General features: G+C 66.6%; 19 protein-coding genes. 7 read left to right on the top strand and 12 right to left on the bottom strand.

The window, feature by feature from the left end; translation table 11 throughout:
* Nucleotides 1–135: 135 nt before the first annotated feature.
* The 5 genes from ACIBQ6_RS24540 to ACIBQ6_RS24520 all read right to left on the bottom strand — a co-directional run bounded on the left by ACIBQ6_RS24540 (nucleotide 136) and on the right by ACIBQ6_RS24520 (nucleotide 3,891).
* Entirely contained in the window at nucleotides 136–1,011 is an 876-nt protein-coding gene (locus tag ACIBQ6_RS24540; protein WP_397214665.1) for a 1,4-dihydroxy-2-naphthoate polyprenyltransferase, read from the bottom strand.
* Nucleotides 1,012–1,023: 12 nt separating this feature from the next.
* Complete coding sequence (locus tag ACIBQ6_RS24535; RefSeq protein ID WP_358298391.1) at nucleotides 1,024–1,512, bottom strand: GNAT family N-acetyltransferase; 489 nt, start codon at nucleotides 1,510–1,512, stop codon at nucleotides 1,024–1,026.
* Nucleotides 1,513–1,676: 164 nt separating this feature from the next.
* A complete protein-coding gene (locus ACIBQ6_RS24530) occupies nucleotides 1,677–1,829 on the bottom strand; it encodes a CGNR zinc finger domain-containing protein (RefSeq protein ID WP_397214818.1) in 153 nt (50 codons plus the stop codon).
* Between the two features lie 268 nt (nucleotides 1,830–2,097).
* Nucleotides 2,098–3,501 carry a PLP-dependent aminotransferase family protein gene (locus ACIBQ6_RS24525; protein WP_397214663.1) on the bottom strand — a complete coding sequence of 468 codons (1,404 nt, stop codon included), beginning with the start codon at nucleotides 3,499–3,501 and terminating at the stop codon, nucleotides 2,098–2,100.
* 141 nt (nucleotides 3,502–3,642) lie between these two features.
* Nucleotides 3,643–3,891: a hypothetical protein gene (locus ACIBQ6_RS24520; protein WP_397214661.1), complete on the bottom strand. Its 249-nt coding sequence runs from the start codon at nucleotides 3,889–3,891 to the stop codon at nucleotides 3,643–3,645.
* A 79-nt stretch (nucleotides 3,892–3,970) separates the two neighbouring features.
* Between ACIBQ6_RS24520 and ACIBQ6_RS24515 the strand changes: the two genes are divergently transcribed.
* The 3 genes from ACIBQ6_RS24515 to ACIBQ6_RS24505 all read left to right on the top strand — a co-directional run bounded on the left by ACIBQ6_RS24515 (nucleotide 3,971) and on the right by ACIBQ6_RS24505 (nucleotide 6,342).
* A complete protein-coding gene (locus tag ACIBQ6_RS24515) occupies nucleotides 3,971–4,816 on the top strand; it encodes a DMT family transporter (RefSeq protein ID WP_397214659.1) in 846 nt (281 codons plus the stop codon).
* Between the two features lie 95 nt (nucleotides 4,817–4,911).
* Nucleotides 4,912–5,934: a hypothetical protein gene (locus ACIBQ6_RS24510; protein ID WP_397214657.1), complete on the top strand. Its 1,023-nt coding sequence runs from the start codon at nucleotides 4,912–4,914 to the stop codon at nucleotides 5,932–5,934.
* A gap of 9 nt (nucleotides 5,935–5,943) precedes the next feature.
* Complete coding sequence (locus ACIBQ6_RS24505) at nucleotides 5,944–6,342, top strand: ASCH domain-containing protein (protein WP_364340249.1); 399 nt, start codon at nucleotides 5,944–5,946, stop codon at nucleotides 6,340–6,342.
* Nucleotides 6,343–6,777: 435 nt separating this feature from the next.
* Here ACIBQ6_RS24505 and ACIBQ6_RS24500 read toward each other — a convergent pair whose 3' ends face one another.
* Together ACIBQ6_RS24500 and ACIBQ6_RS24495 are read right to left on the bottom strand one after the other, a co-directional pair.
* On the bottom strand, nucleotides 6,778–7,020 hold the full coding sequence (locus ACIBQ6_RS24500) for a GntR family transcriptional regulator (protein ID WP_358298379.1): 243 nt from the start codon (nucleotides 7,018–7,020) through the stop codon (nucleotides 6,778–6,780).
* A 42-nt stretch (nucleotides 7,021–7,062) separates the two neighbouring features.
* Complete coding sequence (locus ACIBQ6_RS24495) at nucleotides 7,063–7,539, bottom strand: GntR family transcriptional regulator (protein ID WP_358298377.1); 477 nt, start codon at nucleotides 7,537–7,539, stop codon at nucleotides 7,063–7,065.
* Nucleotides 7,540–7,649: 110 nt separating this feature from the next.
* Between ACIBQ6_RS24495 and ACIBQ6_RS24490 the strand changes: the two genes are divergently transcribed.
* Entirely contained in the window at nucleotides 7,650–7,949 is a 300-nt protein-coding gene (locus ACIBQ6_RS24490) for a hypothetical protein (protein WP_358298375.1), read from the top strand.
* 777 nt (nucleotides 7,950–8,726) lie between these two features.
* On the opposite strand, the gene ACIBQ6_RS24485 is transcribed toward ACIBQ6_RS24490, so the two are convergent.
* The 5 genes from ACIBQ6_RS24485 to ACIBQ6_RS24465 all read right to left on the bottom strand — a co-directional run bounded on the left by ACIBQ6_RS24485 (nucleotide 8,727) and on the right by ACIBQ6_RS24465 (nucleotide 14,613).
* Nucleotides 8,727–9,038: a hypothetical protein gene (locus ACIBQ6_RS24485; RefSeq protein ID WP_397214654.1), complete on the bottom strand. Its 312-nt coding sequence runs from the start codon at nucleotides 9,036–9,038 to the stop codon at nucleotides 8,727–8,729.
* Nucleotides 9,039–9,967: 929 nt separating this feature from the next.
* Entirely contained in the window at nucleotides 9,968–10,411 is a 444-nt protein-coding gene (locus ACIBQ6_RS24480) for a transposase (RefSeq protein WP_397214652.1), read from the bottom strand.
* A 707-nt stretch (nucleotides 10,412–11,118) separates the two neighbouring features.
* Nucleotides 11,119–11,775, bottom strand: a complete 657-nt coding sequence (radC, locus tag ACIBQ6_RS24475) for a DNA repair protein RadC (protein WP_358298369.1) — start codon at nucleotides 11,773–11,775, stop codon at nucleotides 11,119–11,121.
* 803 nt (nucleotides 11,776–12,578) lie between these two features.
* Entirely contained in the window at nucleotides 12,579–13,325 is a 747-nt protein-coding gene (locus ACIBQ6_RS24470; protein WP_397214650.1) for a phosphotransferase family protein, read from the bottom strand.
* 571 nt (nucleotides 13,326–13,896) lie between these two features.
* Nucleotides 13,897–14,613 (bottom strand): GntR family transcriptional regulator, encoded by a 717-nt coding sequence (locus ACIBQ6_RS24465; RefSeq protein WP_352320788.1) that lies wholly within the window; start codon nucleotides 14,611–14,613, stop codon nucleotides 13,897–13,899.
* Between the two features lie 1,065 nt (nucleotides 14,614–15,678).
* On the opposite strand from ACIBQ6_RS24465, the gene ACIBQ6_RS24460 reads away from it, so the two are divergent.
* The 3 genes from ACIBQ6_RS24460 to ACIBQ6_RS24450 all read left to right on the top strand — a co-directional run bounded on the left by ACIBQ6_RS24460 (nucleotide 15,679) and on the right by ACIBQ6_RS24450 (nucleotide 19,032).
* Nucleotides 15,679–16,125, top strand: a complete 447-nt coding sequence (locus ACIBQ6_RS24460; RefSeq protein ID WP_364344650.1) for a GNAT family N-acetyltransferase — start codon at nucleotides 15,679–15,681, stop codon at nucleotides 16,123–16,125.
* A gap of 249 nt (nucleotides 16,126–16,374) precedes the next feature.
* Nucleotides 16,375–17,292 (top strand): 4-hydroxy-tetrahydrodipicolinate synthase, encoded by a 918-nt coding sequence (gene dapA, locus ACIBQ6_RS24455; RefSeq protein ID WP_387683417.1) that lies wholly within the window; start codon nucleotides 16,375–16,377, stop codon nucleotides 17,290–17,292.
* 54 nt (nucleotides 17,293–17,346) lie between these two features.
* Nucleotides 17,347–19,032 carry a ribonuclease J gene (locus ACIBQ6_RS24450; RefSeq protein ID WP_387683415.1) on the top strand — a complete coding sequence of 562 codons (1,686 nt, stop codon included), beginning with the start codon at nucleotides 17,347–17,349 and terminating at the stop codon, nucleotides 19,030–19,032.
* The last annotated feature ends 25 nt before the right edge of the window (nucleotides 19,033–19,057 follow it).

The following is a 19,057-nucleotide window of genomic DNA, read 5'->3' as shown; positions in this document are numbered from 1 at the left end:
GCGTGCTGGGAGCCAGTTGTGCCCCGGCTACAAAGTGATCGCCAAGCCGACCGCCGTACCTGGCTAGAGAGTGATCGCCAGGCCGACTGCTGTGACTGGCTACAGGGTGATCGCCAGGCCGACTGCTGTGACTGGCTACAGGGTGATCGCCAGGCCGACCGCGAACAGCAGGCCGTACGCCATCTGCAGTTTGCCCGTCTGCTGCAGGACCGCGATCAGCGCCGGCCCGACGGCCTTGCCCAGCACGGTCCTGATCGGCGTGACCGCGAGCGGCGCGGCCAGCGCCGCCAGCGCCGCCCACGGCGTGACCGCGATCATCGCCAGCGCCACCACGAACGGCACCACCTGGCACAACACGTACAAGGCCCGGGTGCGCTCGGCGCCGAGCACCACCGCCAGCGTGCGCTTGCCCGACGTGCCGTCCGTCTGGACGTCGCGCAGGTTGTTGACCACCAGCATCGAGCAGGACAACAACCCCACCGGGATCGAGGCAAGGAACGCCGTCCAGCTCAGCTGCTCGGTCTGCACGTACGCGGTGCCCATCACCGGGACCACGCCGAAGAACACGAAGACCGCCAGCTCGCCCAGGCCGCGGTAGCCGTAGGGCCGCTTGCCGCCGGTGTAGAACCAGGCCGCCGCGATGCACGCGACCCCCACCAGCAGGATCCACCACGCCCGCGTCACGACCACCAGCACCAGCCCGAGCACCGCCGCGACCGCGAAGCAGCCCAGCGCCGCCGTCAGGACCTGCCGGGGCGTGGCCGCCCGCGAGCCCACGAGCCGCATCGGGCCGACGCGCTGGTCGTCGGTGCCGCGAATGCCGTCGCTGTAGTCGTTGGCGTAGTTGACGCCGATCTGCAGGGACAGCGCCACGAGCAGCGCCAGGACCGCGCGCCACCAGACGAATCCGCCGTCGCCGATCGCCACGCCCGTACCGACCATGACGGGGACTACGGCGTTGGGAAGCGTGCGCGGGCGCGCGCCTGCGGTCCACTGACCGGGGGTTGCCATGCTGTCGAACCTCTAGCTGATATCCGTGGTGAGCCTGACCATGCGGATCGGACGGCCCATGTCGAGGACGCGTTCGGCCATGTCCTCGCCCCAGCCGGCCGACTCCAGGAAACCGAGCACAGCGTAGTTGTCGGCGAACACCCAGGTGACGATCTGGCGGAAGCCGTCCTCACGCAGGTAGTCGACGGTGGCGTTGAGCAGGCGGCTGCCGTGGCCGCGGCGGACGAAGTCGGGATCGACCAGCAGCGTCAGCATCTCGGCGACCCTGCTGGGATCCAGGTCGGGGTCCTCGGCGGGGGCGTGCGAGGCCAGCCCCACCACCCGCTCGCCGCCGCGCGGGGTCGTCAGCGCCGCGCTGCCGCCCGCACCCAGCGCGGGGAAACCCTCGGTGTCGAGGATGGTCTCCACCGCGACCAGCACCCGGCACGAGGGGCCGGGCGGGGCGACGATCGCCTCGTCCCACTGACGCAGCCACATCTTCTCGGCCGCCGGCCCCGTCATCTGCTCGAGTGGGCCTTCCGGGAGGAACTCCCGATATCCGTAGCGCCAGGCGCGGATCTGAGTATTCGCAACCTGGAGAACATCCTCGCGCCGGGCCGCCCGGACGCCTACGTCTGCCATCTCGGCCCGCTCCTTCGCCTGCCGTTCGTGCCACAAGGCACGAGTTACACCGTATCGGTGTTTGAGCCTTGGAGATGACGCGAACCCCGCTTCCACGCCCGGTATGCGCGTGTCTTGGTGTTGTCACCGCATACCCGCATCGAACACCATGAGCGCGAACGATTCCCGGGCACGTCGCTGAACACCCGCCGACACATTCCCCCCACCCGTACGACGACCCGCTCCAACGGCCTCCGCGCCCGCCGCCAGCCGTCCGCCCATCTGCGTCCGCTCTTCGGCGCCGGCTGGTCCGCGCCAGCCCGTCCGCGCCAGCCCGTGGTCACGTCCGCGCGTGTCGATCCGCGCGTGTCGATCCGCGCGTGTTGATCCGCGCGTGTCGATCCCCGCCCACCGACTGAGGTGGGGCGGCCCGTGGGGCGATGATCGCGGCCGGGCGCGCCCGTGTCGCCCGAACCGGGCGTCCCATCACCGGACCTGTGCGTCCAGCGCCCGCCCGAGCCTCCGCACCCCCTCCGCCAGGACCGTCAGGTTGGCGGCGGCCATGTGCGTCACCCTGATCCGCGGGCCCGGCGGCTCCGACGGGTAGTACATCCGCCCTGGGCTCACCAGCGTCCCGTACCGCCGGGCCGTCTCGACCAGGGTGTTCTCGTCCACCTCCGCGGGCAGCCGCAGCCACAGGTGCAGACCGCCGATCGGAAGCAGATGCACCTCCGCCCCCGGGACGTGGGCCGCCAGCGCCGCGGCGAGCGCGTCCCGCCTGGTCGCGATCTCGGCGTGCACGGCGTTCAGATGCCTGCCCCACGCCGCCGAGCCCACGAACTCCAGCGCCGTCTCCTGCAACGGCCGCGCCACGAAGAACGACTCGACGAGCTGGCTGGCCCGCAGCCGGTGCGCGGCCGGCCCACGGGCCACGACCGCGGCCACCCGCAGGCTGGGGGACAGGATCTTGGTCAGCGAGCCCACGTTGACGACCGTGCCGTGCGCGTCCATGGAGGCCAGCGACGGGGGAGCGGCGGGGGACAGGTAGCGGGCGTAGTCGTCCTCGATCACGAACGCCCCCGCCGCCCTGGCCACCTCCAGCACCTGCGCGCGCCGCTCCAGGGGCAACGTCGCGCCGGTGGGGTTGTGCAGGGTGGGCTGGCAGAAGAACACCCGCGCGCCGGTGACGGCGAACGCCTCGGCGAGCAGGTCCGGCCGTACGCCGTCGCGGTCCATCGGCACGGCCGTCGCCCGCAGCCCGGCCGCCTTGGCCGCCGCCAGCGCTCCGGGATAGGTGGGCGTCTCGACCAGCACCGGCGTCCCGGGGGCCGCCAGCGCCCTGAACGCGTGCGTCAGCGCCGCCTGGCCGCCGCTGACGATCAGCGCGTCCGCCGCCGTCACGTCGCCCCCGGCCTGGCGGGCGAACCAGCCGCGCAGCTCGTGCAGGCCGTTCAACGGCGGCGTCGCCCAGACGTCCGGACGGCGCACCGCCCGCGCGGCGGCCGCCGCAAGCTGCCTGTCCGGCCTCAACCCCGGGTTCAGGTAGCCGCCGGTCAACGGCACCACCTCCTCGGGCGGCTGCGCGAGCAGCGCCGCCACCGACCCGTCGTCCACCACCCGGTCGCCGAGGGCGACCGTCTGCCAGGACAGGTCCAGAGGGTCCTGACCGCGCACGACCTGCCGCGGCGCCACGAACGCGCCGCTTCCCGGACGCGACACCACCCGCCCTTCGGCGGCGAGCTGGCCGATGGCGCGCGAGACCGTCACGGGGCTGACGTTGTGCCGCCGCATGATCTCCCGGCTGGACGGAAGCCGCGCACCAGGCCCCAGACGGGCGGCCTCTTCCCGCAGTATCGCAGCAATCTGGGCGATACTGCTATCGTTGGTCATGAAGGACAAGGATAGCGCTACCGCCCAAAACGCAGTAGCACCCCCGCCCACCCCTCGCCCCAAGACAACCCCCACCCCACCTCCCGCCCCGGGCTCTTCCACCCCCGGCTCTTCCGCCACCCACAACCAGCCGGCCGCCCCTCAGAACCCGGCCACCTCTTCCAGCCCGTCCGACAGGACCAGCACCTCACCCTCCCCCTCCCCAGCTCCTGTCCTGGAGCCCGCCGCCCCTCCCGCCTTCTCTCCGGCCCTCTTGAAGGGACCCGCCACCTCCAACGGCACCGCCACCTCCAAAGGCACCGAGATCTCCAAAGGCACCGCCACTTCGAACGGCGCTAGGGTCTCGAACGGCGCTGCGACCTCGAACGGCGCCGGGACCTCCAACGGCACCGGGACCTCCAACGGCGCCCCCACCCTTCGCGACGCCCTGAAGGGCGCCGGCGGAGCCGCCCGCGCCCGGCAAGGGACGATGTTGGCCTTCCTGGGCGTCCTGGCCTTCTCCGGCAGCTTCCCCGGCACCGTCTACGCGATGCGCGGCTTCGACCCCTGGCTGGTCGCCATCGGCCGCGCCGCCGTCGCCGGCCTCATCGCCCTGGTCTGCCTCATGGCCGCCCGCCTGCCCCTCCTCCCGCCACGCCGCCACTGGCCCTCCTACGCCGTGATCTCCCTGGGCGTGGTCTTCGGGTTCCCAGTGTTCAGCAGCCTCGCCCTCGACCTGGGCGCCAGCACCTCCCATGCCGCCGTGGTCATCGCCCTGCTCCCCGCCGCCACCGCCGCCTGCGCCGTCGTACGGGCCGGCGAACGCCCCCGCCCCCTGTTCTGGGCCGCCTGCGCCGCCGGCGCCGCCGCGATCATCGCCTTCACCCTCACCCGAGGCCAGGCCGGCGCCGCCTGGCCGGACCTGCTCCTGGTCGGCGCCCTCCTGTCAGCCGCGCTCGGCTACACCGAAGGCGGCCGCCTGACCAGGACGACCCCCGGCTGGCAGGTGATCAGCCATGCCCTCGTCCTCTCCCTCCCGCTGACCGCCGTGATCACCGCGGTCCTGGTCCTCACCACCCCCATCACGACGACCGCCCCCGCCCTGGCCGGCTTCGCCTACGTGGCGCTGATCTCGATGTTCCTCGGCTTCATCCCCTGGTACGCCGGCCTGGCCAGAGGCGGCATCGCCAGAGCCGGCCAGACCCAGCTGGCGCAGCCGCTGCTGACCCTCATCTGGGCCTGGGTCCTGATGGGCGAACGTTTCGGCCCGGCCACCGTGGCCGCCGCACTCGCCGTCCTGGCCTGCGTCGCCGTCACGCAGCGCACCCGCTCGTAGGGAAAGGCCTGGCACGACGACGTGCGCACCGGGCCGCGGCGAAGCTTGCATGGCGTGACGCCGCCACGCAGGATGGCAGGGGAGGTGTCACAACCATGGCGGACCTCACGATCCCGGAAGGCGGCTTCTGGCCCGCGCCGGAGATCCCGCAGCCCAACATCTATCCGATGGAATGGCGCGTGGAGACCGAGAAACTCGCGGCCATCTACGAGAAGTCCAAGCGCAAACTCTGGAACCCGGCCGACCTCCCATGGGACGGCCTCGATCCGGACGACTTCACCCGCGAACAGCGCCTGGGCATCATGTACTGGTTCGCCGTCCTCGCCAATTTCGACGCCTCGGGCCCGGCCGTGTTCGCCCGCGCAACCATCCAGGCTTTCGAGAAACACGAGGAAGACCCGGTCCGGAAGTGCTTCTTCTCCATCACCCGCGACGAGATGAACCATGAGGAGTGCTGCCAGCGCACCATAGCCCGGCTGTGGCCCGGCGGCCCCCTGAACTGGACCCCCGAAGACGATCTCGAAAAGGCCGCACACAACAACATCGGCTGGCTCTACCACAACGGCGGCCGCTACTGGAACGGCTACACCAGCGCCGTCGGAAGATACTCGCTGCCGGTCCTGTTCACGAGTTTCATGATGGGCGAGATGGCCGCCTCCACGCTGTTCAGAGGCATGGCCACGGGCACCCGGCATCCGGTCTTCGGCGAGATGTTCCAGCGCATCGGCCTCGACGAGTCCCGTCATCTGCAAATCTGCATGACCATTCTGGAGAACGAATGGCCGGGCCTCACCGACGAGACCCGCAGCCTCATCACCCGCCAGCTGCGGGCCGGTTTCGTGTTCCTCTCCATGATTCTCTGGGAGCCTCCGGAAGGTTTCTGGGAACTCCCGCCCTACTTCCTCGACAACCACCGCGTCCTGATGGACCACGCCAGGGAAGCGGGACTGGGCGTGCTGTCGTACGAGGAACAGAAGGAGAACTGGGGCGTGGCCATGGCGAAGGTCCGCGCGATCGTCGAACGATGGGGCATCGCCTTCCCCGCCATACCCGAACTGGACCTGGAAGGCGTCGAGGTGAACGTCATCGACCCGGAGGAGATCATCCCCGTCTTCTAGGATGCGCGTATGTGGCCCCGCATCGACGGACGCAGAGTCCTCGCCCTCGGCACGCCCGGCAAGGTGCGCACCCTGCTGACCGACCTCACCCTCTCAGGCGCGAAGACCGCCACCGCCGGTCTCCTACCCCTCGACTACGAGGCGGAGGGCGAAGAGGTCGAGCACGTCGGCGAACACCTGATCCTCGTGAACGACGCCGGCGAGAAGGCCGCCACGATCGAGATCACCTCAGTGGCGCTGGTGCCGTTCGCCGAAGTGCCGTGGGAGTTCGCCGAGGCGGAAGGCGAAGGATTCACCTCGATCCAGCACTGGCGGGACGTCCACCAGCGCTACTGGTCATCCTTGGGCCACGAGGTGAACGACACCTCCACAATCGTCTGCCTCCACTACCGCCTACTCCCCGCCTAGCCCCCGCGCCCAAACACCAAGCCCCCCAAACACAACCAGCCCCCGAACAACCACCCCCCACCGCAACGCCCCTCAACCCACGCTTGGGGGGAGCGTGCCCATCAACCACCTATATACAGACCCCGACCACGCCCCTCGGCCAAGCGTCCACTCCCGGCCAAGCACCCATTCCCAGCCAAGCATCCATCAGTGGGGCGAGCATCCGCCCTTGGCCAAGCATCCACTCCCGGCCAAGCATCCGCCCCTGGGGCCGAGCATCCACTCCCGGCCAAGCATCCGCCTCTCGCCAGGCACGCATTCGCAGGCCCCCGGACTCAAGCCCTGCTGCGCAGGCGATACAACTCGCGCCGCCGTCACCCCGCACCGGCGCCCTCAGCGAACCGCCCCGCCCAACTCCCGCGTACTTCCCCCTCCGTCGTTCCCTGTGCCGTCGTCTCACACCCCATCCATGGCGCCTCCGACGAACGTCCCCTTCCCTGCCACTGTGTGCACGAGCTGCCGCCGACGCAGCTCCCGCACCACGTTCCGGACGGTTGACCTCGCCACGTCGAACTCGGCCTCCATGGCCAGCTCGCTCATCACCGCCTCGCCGGCCAGCAGCTCACCTCTCAGAATCTGACCCTCGATCATCTCGGCAATCTGCACATAGATCGGCACAGGGCCGTCTCGGTCGAGCATGCTCATACCTTAGACGTCTGGATACAAGCAGATGAGTGAATCTCAATCCTGGGGCCACGACTCTTCCGGCGACACGTAACTCCCACGCTGCGGCACGGTGTAGATCCACCCTTGCTCTCGCAACAACGCCATGGCCCGCCGCACCGTCTCCCGCGCCACGTCGTACTGCTGCACCAACGCTGTCTCACCCGGGATCGCCCGCTTGGGCTGGAAATGCCCCGCCCTGATCTGCTTGGCCATATCGGAAGCGATCTGCCGATAGAGCGGCACTTTCCGCTGCTTACGCGGTGCTTCATCAGGCGCGCCGACGAACGTTCCCTCGCCCTGGACCGTGTAGATGAGCCCTTCCTCGCGCAACACGTGGATGGCCCGGCGGGCCGTCGTCCGCGCGACCCCGAACTCGTGCTGAATGTCGGCCTCGCTCGGCACGGGATGCCCAGACACGAGCCCCTCGACCCGCCGTCGAAGGATCTCCGCGATCTGTACGTAGATGTGGGTGTCGCCGTCGTAGTCCAGCACACCGGCAACATAGACGAAGGTATACGAGCCCTCCCATATCCTCCTGCCTACTCAGACAGAGTCATCTTTCCGAATAGACGACCGGATACAACCAGACGTATTCTCCGGTCATGGCCGTACTCTCCCTGGACTACGAACCCTGCATGGGCATCCACCTCCCAGAACCCCGCCCAGGCCGCACAGCCATCCGCTGGTATCCCACCCGCTCCCCCTACGAACGCGTACGGGTCCGGGCATACACCTGCCACTGCGAGCCCATGATCTACGAGCTCTGCCAGATCGGAGGGCAGCGCTTCATCCGCCGAGCCCGCAAGAATGGCAGCATCCCGATCCTGGAGGAGACCTTCCGGGGCTCCGCCCTCAGAACCCAGCTGCTCTGGGACTGTCTGCTGACCGGCAACGCCCGATAGCCCGGGCACGCGCCAGACCAGCACTCACCTTCGGCTCATCCTCTAGGCGTAGAGAAGCCCCCGCCCCTGAGTCGCTACCTCCAGCAGCACGAACCCCGCGTTGTTCGCCCACCTGAGGCAACCTATCGGGAGAGCCTGACAAAACCAGCCCTCCCGCTCGAACGCACCCCCAAGGCTCCCTGTGCCGCTCAAGCGCGGCTCTGCGGCCCTGCGTAGGCCCCCGCGGACCTATTCGTCTCGCGACACGAACAATGTCTACTTACGTGCGGTCGTCTGAGTGGCCGGCAGCGCCGGCCAACGACGATGGCGGCACCTCTACAAGCCTGCAGTTGCACACCAGGGCTTGCCGAGACCCTTTGCCCCCTGAAGATATTCTTGCGCCATCCTGGGCAACGTTCAACGGCCCGGTCGCTGTACTGCAATTCGCCAACAAGCTGTCACTCAAGCCCGATTTTCCTGACTAAGAGGGACGCGTTGGCATTCCGTCCGAAGCCAGGCCGAGAAGAGAGAAGTAGGAGCCACAGTTTCGAAACGGCTTTGCACGCCATCTCGAAGAAGGCACACTGTTCCTCGCGGCCATCACGTTGGCTCCTTCGTTCTCGGACAAGGCCCTAGAAGGAGCACGGGATGGCCGTCACCATTTCCCGACGCCTCTCCTGGCCGATCCGGTCCAAACGAGCTCTGAAGACGACCTCCAGTATCATCGCCATCAAATGTTGGAGCAGTCGAGCGACCCCAACAAAGAGCCTCCGACTCAGACCGGGGGCTCAAGGCCGCTCAGGCATCATCTTTCGCCAACAGGCGATCCAGTCTGAGCCCGAGATCATCGAGCTGGAACCGTAGCCCCTCAAGCATCGTCAACGTCTCCGCCAGGCTGGCCTTGCAGCTCTCGTCGAACCGTTCGCGAAGGCGCGCGATCTCGAAGTTGAGGATCTCAAAGTCACGACCGACCCCTGAGCGAACCTCGACGATCTCCGCCCTCGCCGTAGCCAGCCCTGCCAACACCGCATCCCGCCCACCCGTGCACGAGCGAGCCTCCAGCGCCTGCAGACGGAGTTGTAGATCGAGGATCTCCACCTCAACGTTCACGTACCCCTACCCCCCTACCAGCGGACGACAAGGGAGCCCACCCACAGCGGCCGGCCCCCACTTGCTGCGAGCACATATTGGCAAGACGTCCCTGCCTGAAGCGATCCCCGACAAGCGCCCCGGAGTGGTTTTCTTCCTCCGCCCACCGACGCTTTTCCAGTGAACATCCCCATTCGCCCGCCTTGTCGGGGGAAATAAGACCACCTAGATAAGGTGGATCAATCTGCCGCCGCCCGCGGCAAAGGGCCGCAGTCGGGCCGGAGCGCTTAAATGAGCAGCCAGATCGAAGGTACGCCATCGTTCAGCCTCGCTCGCCCGCCTGTAGAAGCACGCAGAAGTGCGGACGTAGCACCGTCATGTCCTGCCATGCCTGGCATATAGTTGGATATGAGATAGCAGCCTCCCGAAACAGGGACCGCAGAATTGGCTAAATGCGTGGGCATCACACCCTGCTGACTGGCCCACCTCCCGACGTACAGGCGAGCCGTTGGTAAAAAGCGGAAGCTGGGTCTCGCCCGGGCTGCTGCACACAACACTCGTGATCACCATTTTGCACACAAAGTGACCGTCGACCAGGACGTCACGAGACCTCCGCCGCCTCGTCGAGTGCGGCCCCCCGCGCCGCTCGGCGCCCAAAGCTACGACCGAGGCGCCCAGGCCGCCACCGCACTCCCGCGCCCCTTGTCCGCATTGGCGCGACCTGTCAGCGACTGAACAAGCTCGCTCACCCCCACCAGTGACCCTCCGAGCGGAGGTAGGCGATGATCAGCCGGACGCTTGATACTTGCCCGTGGGCCGGATGGATCCCATAGGCGAAGCACCACACCGAGTCTCCCGCCGCCCCTTGATCACACAGCCGATCAAGTCGGGACGGCAGGCCCCCCTTCCCAGGCAACCAACAGGCGCCTGCCGGCACCAGCGCCCTCACATCAACCCTTACGTTTCCCCATCTTGATCACCTCGGTCAGCCGGAGTTCCAAGCTCGCCAACACCGGATCTCTCTGCTGTACCGATCCGGACCCCGTCTCGCGAGCAGCCCCAGCCGACGGCCCGATGTCGTAGGTCACCACAGCGCCAGGGTGCACCACAACATCTCCGTTCACGTGCCTGCCGCAGCCTTGCGCGGCCTGCACATCCCTGAGCAGACGCCCCCAGGTCCCATCCGCCGCCCAGCGGCGCTGCCGTTTGTAGACCGTGATCCAGCATCCGAACCGATCCGGGAGGCTGCGCCAAGGCGACCCGGTTCGCGCCTGGTACAGCACCCCGTTGATCAGCGTTCGCTGGTCTCCGTGCCGCCGGCGTCCAACGTCGCCGTCAGGCAGCAACGGCACCAGCCGTTCCCACTCCGCATTCGTCAGGTCCGTATGGCGCATTTATCCCTATCCTCGGCTGCTTTCTGCTCTCACCCTCGTCACCAGGACAATAAGGACGGCCATCGCAAGCTCCTTCGAATAGCAACGATTCAAGGGGTGAAGGAGGCTTGCAATGGCCGCAGGAACCAGTGTGCCTTCTCCGTCATGGCCAGCGCAGCAGATCGGCAAGGATTGGCCAAAATTCTCGAGCACCTGTGACGAGGACATAGGCCATCAACGACTTTTCCTCATGACTACCGTCTTGCGCTCAACAGTAATCTGCAACCCGAACAGTCACCATTTTAGAGATGATGGACAATCCGGCCCATGTCCTTTGAGTAGTCAAGCGAGCCTCGGACATGCGATCTCTCCCGGCGCCACCCGTCAGGCTTCCTTGGCGGACTGACGGACGGACGGGTGCAGGCGCAGGCTGCCGTGTGCTGCCGGCCATCGAGCAGATTCAGGGGCCGCGGTCCCTTCTTTGCCGCCGACCTCTCGCACCACGAAATCTATTCGCAAGAAAGGAGAACGTGGTCCCGTGCTCTCCCGGGTGTGCGGGACCACGCCTGAATGAGTGTGTTGGCCGGCCGACGTCCATTAGCGCCGCAACTCGTGCCATTAGGCTCTCATGGCCGCCTCATGTGTTTCTCCTGTTCGGCGCTGCCGGAGGAAGGGTCCTTTTGGGCGCCACGCGTTAATACGTCCGCCGAGGTCCTGGATGAAATGATTCACATGGAGATCCGCCTCCAAGCCGCATCCGTGATGATGAGATGGTCGAGGAGACGTAGCCCGACTGTCCGGGCGGCCTCGGCGAGGCGGGCGGTGACTTCCAGATCGGCCTCGCTGGGATCGAGAGAGCCTCCAGGGTGATTATGGGCGACGCCGAACATGGCGCCACCGGTGGTGAGCACAAGGGAGATCGTCTCCCGCACGGGCACCGTCGTGTGATCGGCGCCACCCTCTGTCAGCACCGAACGTTTCAGCACACCACCGCGCGTATCGCACACCACCACGACGAAGCGTTCATGCCCGAGGCCACGCAGTAAGGGGGCGCAGACCTTCGCCAGGTCGGATGTGCTGGCGATGCGCATCCGCGCAGGTTCCGACGCCGCACGTCGTACGAGATGAAAGGCCGCCGCCACGCGCGCGGCCTTGGCCGGCCCTATGCCTCGCAGTCTGAGCAGCCGGTGCGGATCAGCGCGCCCGAGCGCATCGAGATCGCCGCAGTGTTCGATGACTTGACTGGCCAGTTCCAGCGCGCTCGCCCCGCGGAAGCCGGAGCCGAGCAGAACGGCCAGCAACTCCCGGTCGGCAAGCGCCGCCGCGCCGCTCGACATGAGCCTTTCTCGCGGCCGATCGCGCTCGCACAGATCTTTGACTCGCATTCGCAACCTCCGCACCCGTTCTATCAACGAGGACCGACAATCTCAGGCTCTGATATCCAGGCCGATAAGGACGCAGTGGGCGGATATATCGCGCTTGAGCTACGTTGATGGCAACCGCGATCCACGATTGCGAAGAATGACCGTCTTCGCAATGGCGTGACGCGCATCAAACCAGCCGGCGAGTGATCTTGCGTGGCATGATGAGAGAGCTGTTCCCCAGCCACTGCATGGTCGCCAGCTGGAACACGCGGCTGGTCGGCGTCGATGTTGGGACCATTGACGCTGGTGGGTGCTCTAGGCGCTCGCCTCGGGGTGCCCGGCAGCGCCACTTACGATCTACTGCTTGCTCTCGACCGCTCTTGTTCGTCCGAAAAAGTGACAGAATGCGCGGACATCAGATTCTATGCAGGAGAAATCGATCGGATATCCGGATTTCTGTCATTCAAGCCTATGTTTCCAGGGGCCGTGTTGATGGCTTCGTTGGAGGCTCGCTCGCCGAAGCGGTGATTATCGCGCTGATTCCGATACAGGGCAGTGAGCTTCATTAGCGTCGATTCGGAGATCCCGCCGAGCGCGAGCCACACCAACACCCCCGAGGCTTCGTCGCGGGCATGTTCGCGACGCACGCCTTCGGCAGTCGAGGCGTATCGTCGCCTCGAGTCGTGCTTCGGCAGCCCGATGTCGTTGACCGCCTGCTAGCGGTCATCGAGGCCATCACATCGTCTGCCAGGAAGACGACGCGCTTGCGGATACGCCTCACTCGACCCGGCGGAGCAGCGCTCCTGGCCGTCAGCTCGTCCAGCTCACATCCGGGCTTTCAGCACGTCGATCTCGCAGCCTGGCGCAAACGGGTCGAAGCCGTGCTCGATCAGCCATCTGATCGCCAGCAAGCTTCGCGAGGACCACCACCCGCGGATCACGTCGAGGTCGACATCGGCCCCGTAGCCGGCGATCAGATCGCCCAGGCGGTCCTCATGTCCGAGCGTCAAGATGGCAAGGTCGAACAGCGCATCGCCCTGGCCCGCCTCGGACCAGTCGATTACGCCGGTGACCTCGTCGCCTTCTACGAACACGTGCGTGATCTGAAGATCGCCGTGCGTGAACACCGGTTTCCATGGCCGGAGCGCAGCCGCGGCCACCTCGCGATTGCGCGTGACCAGATCGGTCGAAAGGACGCCATTCGTGACGAGCCACTCGCATTCGGCGTCGAGACGCGAGGTGACCGCGTCCAAGCTCTGACCAGGCCATGGTGGCAGGGGTGCGTCGTGCAGCATCCGCACGGCGGCACCCACCGCGGCCCATGCCGCCGGCGACGCGACGGACGGCTCGCCCAGGCGACCGAGTGCCGTCCCTGGAACAGTGGCGAGCGCGAGCACGGGCGGTTTGCGCCACAGAACCTTCGGCGTCGGGATCGGCGCTATGGCCATGGCTTCGACCTCGACGTCAGTGCGCGTCTGGTCGGCGTCGATCTTCAGAAACACGTCCCCGGCACGCAGGGTCGCGCGCTCGTTATGCGCGACGACGACCTCGATCTGCTCCACGTCGGCCATTATCGCGAGGATGACCACCGACGTCGCCAGGTTTATTCGCGTGCGGCTGCGCGGCTGATCGCGTCCGACTGCCCGGGGCTGTGCAGGACACCGACTACTGACGGGGCAAGCAGTGAGGCGTTCCTCGCCCGCAGGCGCAAGCCGCCATCTACGACGGATGCCGGACTTGATCTACGAACAGTGAGCCTGTGCAGTGGCGCGGAGGCCCGTCACCAACGCTGATCACAAGCAGGCGAGACTCGTGATCCGCGGCTCAGGTTGCAGCGGCTCTTGACGTGGTCTGATGCGATCCTCGCGCCAAAGCTGTAGGTGATTCACGGTCGGAAGAGGATTGGTTGTGAGGCGACCGAGTACCGGAACATCGGAGCCTCATGGCGCGTAGTCCCCATGTGGGGCCACGAGGGCGATGGGGCAGGGCCAGTCTTACCGCGCCCTGTGGCCGATGAGTAGGCGGATGGCGATCCGGCCTGCGGTCCTTCGGTTCCTTGAGGTGTCGCTTCCCAGGGGCCTTTGTGTGGGTACGTGAGGCTCCAGGCGGCGAGGTGCGGCGCCACCCGGAGCCCTGAACCGGTCAGACGGGCATGCTGTACATCACTCTGAAGCGATCGCCCGGGATGACGATGTCGCTCGTTTCGACAGGACGTTCGCCGGCCCAGTGCGTACGTTCGACATGCAGAACGTGAACCCCTGCCGCCAGATCGAGCGCATCGCTCTCGGCCGGTTGGGGCACCCGGGTGTGGATGCTCTCGACGACCTCGGTGATCTTTATGCCATGCGCGTACATTCTCGCGACCAAGCTACGGCGTTCCTCCTCAGTGTGGGCGACGAACGCCATCGGCTCGTAGGCGGTGACAAGTTGGATCGGCTTGCCGTCGCCGCGAAAGACGTAGTGCGTTCTGGTCAGCGTGGAATGTTCGTCGATGCGTAGACGTCTGGCGATATCGGGGCTGGCGTCGGCCGGTTCGCTGTGCCAATCCCACGTCACACGCCTGCCTTGGGACTGCAGGTCGGATGCGAACGGCGCAGGGTGGTCCAGGAAGCGCCACCGATGCAAGGGGGTCAAATTTGGACGGTCCCTGACGTAATGGCCTGAACCAACACGGCCGATGATGAGACCCTCGCCCGCAAGGACGCGTAGAGCGTGACGGGCAGCGGTCTCACCGACCTGATACTTACGGGTCAGTTGCGCCCGTGAGGGAATGGGCGCGCCTGGGGGGAGGGTGCCGTCGAGGATCTGCCGCCGGATGTCTTCGACGACACGCAGGTAGACCGGATCTGAGGTGGCCACTAGTCCATCCCTGGGGGTTCGTGTGAGGCGTTGCCCCATGTTGCCGTATTCGACAGGTAACCGACCGTCATCGATGACTGCTGGAGCCCCAACTTTGCGATGGCGCAAAATTATCGGAGAAACCCTGTAACGCTGATGTAAGGGACACCGATTCTCCGGTAGAGGTCGTCGATGTGTGTACCCCCGAGCACATATCGACGACCTCTTCCAATGCGCGCCCTCAGATGCAGCCGTCGAGGCACGCTTGTGCAGCTCATTCAGTACGTCGAGCTCCGCTTCCTGTCTTTTCACGGCATGTCCCACCCAACTTGCCGGATGGACGGTGGGGGACGCGCAACAGCGGAGCGCTGAGAGAAGAACCTGTCGGATGGGAACGGAAACAGCACCCAGTTGCCCTGTCCCTGCCCGCGACCACGAGACGGCCGCAGCCGCGCGTGCCCGCAAACGCGGAGAGTGACGGGCTGAACGGGCGCACGTGATCGGCCCCGGCAGGAGTCCCAGCTGTGGTGCTCAGCGGCCAAGAGGGCAGCCGAGGACAGCGCTCACTCCCCGTAGGGTCATCGGTACCCGCACGGCCGTCAGCACCGGCCGCCGGCACCCGCAAGGCCCCTGGCACCCGCAAGGCCCCTGCACCCCTAGGGCCACCAACGCCCGCAGGGCCACCAACGCCCGCAGGGGCCACCAGCGCCCAGAAGGTCATCAACACGCGCAACGTCATCAGGGGCACTCCAGTGCCATCAGCGCCTGTAGAGCCTTAGCGCCGACAGGAGCTGTCGGTCGGCGGGATTTCCCGCAGCTCAGTGCTCTCGCCGAGGGGTTGTGCGGCGGTGCAGCGTCGGAGTGCCTCTCTGGATTGGTGGCTGGTGAGAGCGGCGGGATTTCGTGCCGCATACCCCCGGGCTGTGGTCGGCTCAGGAAGAGTGGTCTTCTGGTATCCCGAAGAAGTGGCCGTGTCGTAGAGAGCCACCTTCTCCCTAGGTTGTGAGCTCCGCCTTTCGTCTTAGTTGTCGGCCCGGTCCATCCCTTGGGCTCGGCTGTCTGAGGCCGCGCCTGTAAGGAGACCACGTGATCAGCATTGGCAAGCTCATGCCGTCCGACCGGGATGCGTGGGAGAGCTTGTTCCGGGCGTACATCGACTTTTACCAGAGAGTCGAACCCGACGAGATGTATGGACGGGCCTGGCAGGAGTTCCAGGCAGACACTCGGATGCACGCCTTCGGCGCGAGACTGGACGGGCGGCTCGTCGGCATCACCCACTTCCTGGTCCATGCCAGCACCTCGGCCCCTGACGCCGACGTCTGCTACCTCCAGGATCTGTTCACCGCTCCCGATGTCCGAGGCAAGGGAGTGGGACGCAAACTGATCGAGGCTGTTGCGGACTGGGCTCGGGATGGCGGCTGCTCCCGTGTCTACTGGAACACCCACGAATCCAACAGCACCGCGCGCCGCCTGTATGACAAGGTGGCCGAGAACAGAGGTTTCATCAGGTACCAGATCGAACTGTCCCGGTAGGGGGCGCCGGGTGGTGGCTGATCTTCCCTCTTCGGCCCCGCCCAGGGAAAGGTGGACGTGGGCGGATATGATGGAGACTCGGCTGCTGGCGAGGTGATCGCGAGCGAAGTAGATCGGGTTACCCCATGCGGTCATCCCTGTCACCTTGCTCCTCCAAATGCCTGCGAATGAGGGCAAATGGCTCCGTCGGGCAGGCAAAGCGGGGTGGCGACGTCCAACGTTTTTCCGAATCCAGGTAGCGTTCGCACTATGGCATCGCCAACTGGAACCGCCGAAGCGCCCTTCGGTCGCATGCTGACCGCGATGGTCACGCCGTTCACCTCTGACGGCGACGTCGACTACGAAGGCGTACGACGCCTGGCCACCTACCTGGTGGACGAGCAGCGCAACGACGGCCTGATCGTCAATGGGACGACAGGCGAGTCGCCCACCACCTCGGACGATGAGAAGCGACGAATCGTCAGCGCCGTCCTGGAGGCCGTTGGCGACCGCGCCGCCGTAGTGGCAGGGGTGGGGACGAATGACACACGCCACACCGTCAAGCTCGCGAAGCAGGCGGCGGAGGTGGGCGCCCACGGGCTGCTGGTGGTGACGCCCTACTACAGCAAGCCCCCGCAGGAGGGGCTCTATCAGCACTTCACCCTCGTGGCCGACGCCACCGAGCTCCCGGTGATGCTCTATGACATCCCTGGGCGCAGCGGCGTGCCGATCAAGACCGAGACCTTGATCCGCCTGGCGCAGCACGACCGCATCGTGGCAGTGAAGGACGCAAAGGGCGACTTGTTTGCCGCGAGCCAGGTCATGACGGCGACCGATCTCGTCTTCTACTCCGGCGACGACCTGCTCAACCTCGCCTGGCTGTCCCTCGGCGCCGCGGGGTTCGTCAGCGTCGTCGGACATGTCGTGGGCTCCGAACTGGCTCGCATGATCGAGTTGCACAGGAGCGGTGACGTGAAGCAAGCGCTGGAGGTACACGGCCAGGTGGCCCCTGTAGTAGACGGGATCATGCTGAAGGCCGGTGGCGCGATCATGGCAAAGGCGGCGCTGAGCTTGGTGGGTGTGCCGGTGGGACCGGTGCGTCTGCCGCTCGTTGCCGCGACAGAGAAGCAAATCGCCGAGCTGCGTGCTTGCCTGGTGGCCGGCGGGGTGAAGTTGACAGACGCATAGGAACGGGGAGGAACCGGGAGTTTTGAGAACACGATTTGACCATGGGGGCCGGGCATGAGCCATCCGCATCCTGAGCTTGGCCCCCCGCCGGAGCTGCCTTACGGTGGCCTGCGCATCGTCGCGCTCGGCGGGTTGGGGGAGATCGGCCGGAACATGGCCGTCTTCGAATACGACGGCCGGCTGCTGATCGTCGACTGCGGGGTGCTGTTCCCCGAGCCCGATCAGCCGGGCGTCGATCTGATCCTGCCCGACTTCGAATACATCAGGGACAGGCTCGACGACATCGAAGCCGTCGTGCTGACCCACGCCCACGAGGACCACATCGGGGCGGTGCCTTACCTTCTGCGCGAGCGGCGCAACATTCCGCTCATCGGATCCAGGCTCACCTTGGCCCTGATCGAGGCCAAGCTGACGGAACACCGGATCCAGCCGACCAAGGTCGAGGTCGTCGAGGGCGAACGGCACATCTTCGGGCCCTTCGACTGCGAGTTCCTCGCGGTGAACCACTCGATCCCCGACGCGCTGGCCGTGGCGATCAGGACGCCCGCCGGCATCGTCCTGCACACCGGCGACTTCCGCATGGACCAGTTGCCGAGCGACGGCCGGCTCACCGACCTCGGCGGCTTCGCCAGGCTCGGCACCGAGGGCGTCGACCTGCTGATGTCGGACTCCACCAACGCCGAGGTGCCGGGCTTCGTCACCAGCGAGCGGGAGATCGGGCCGGTCATCGACGAGGTGATCCGCACCTCCGAGCAGCGCGTGATCGTGGCGAGCTTCGCCTCGCACGTGCACCGCATCCAGCAGGTGATGGATGCCGCGGCCAGGCACGGCCGCAAGGTGGCCCTGGTGGGCCGGTCGATGGTGCGGAACATGGGGGTGGCTCGTGATCTGGGCTACCTCAAGGTGCCGCCGGAGTTGATCGTCGACTCGCGCGACATCGAGCAGTGGCCGCCGGAGGATGTGGTGCTCGTCTGCACCGGATCGCAGGGCGAGCCCATGGCGGCGCTGTCGCGGATGGCCAATCGCGATCATCCGATCCGCATCGCCGAGGGTGACACCGTGTTGCTGGCGTCGTCGCTGGTGCCGGGGAACGAGACCGCGGTCAACAAGGTGATCAATGGGCTCACCAGGTGGGGCGCTCGTGTCGTGCACAAGGGCAACGCGAAGGTGCACGTCTCCGGCCACGCGGCCGCAGGCGAGCTGCTCTATGTCCTCAACCTGACTCGCCCCTCGAACTTCATGCCGGTTCACGGCGAATGGCGGCACCTGAGGGCGCACGCCAAGCTCGCCGCGCTCACCGGTGTTCCCGATGACCACATCGTGATCGCCGAGGACGGCGTTGTGGTGGACCTGGTCGACGGCAGAGCGAAGATCGTGGGAGCGGTTCACGCCGGGTACGTCTATGTCGACGGCACCTCGGTAGGCGAGATCACCGACACCTCGCTGAAGGACCGCAGGATTCTCGGCGACGAGGGGTTCATCTCGGTGGTGGTCGTGGTCGACTCCGCCACCGGCAAGCTCACCGCCGGCCCCGAGATCCACGCACGAGGCTCCGGCATTGATCCGGCGCAGTTCGAGGAGTTCATTCCGCAGATCGAAAGAGCTCTTCAGGACAAGGCCGCGGACGGCGTGGTCGACATGCAGGAGATCCGCCGGGTCGTGCGCCGCACGGTCGGCCGTTGGGTCAGCGACACTTACCGCCGTCGACCCATGATCATTCCCGTCGTGCTCGAAGTCTGAGCCACTGAGCGGTACGGCAGGCACC

Source organism: Nonomuraea sp. NPDC049655, assembly GCF_044465465.1.
Taxonomy (GTDB): domain Bacteria; phylum Actinomycetota; class Actinomycetes; order Streptosporangiales; family Streptosporangiaceae; genus Nonomuraea.
The sequence above is the reverse complement of the archived record's forward strand: the minus strand, read 5'-3'. Positions and strand labels throughout refer to the sequence as shown.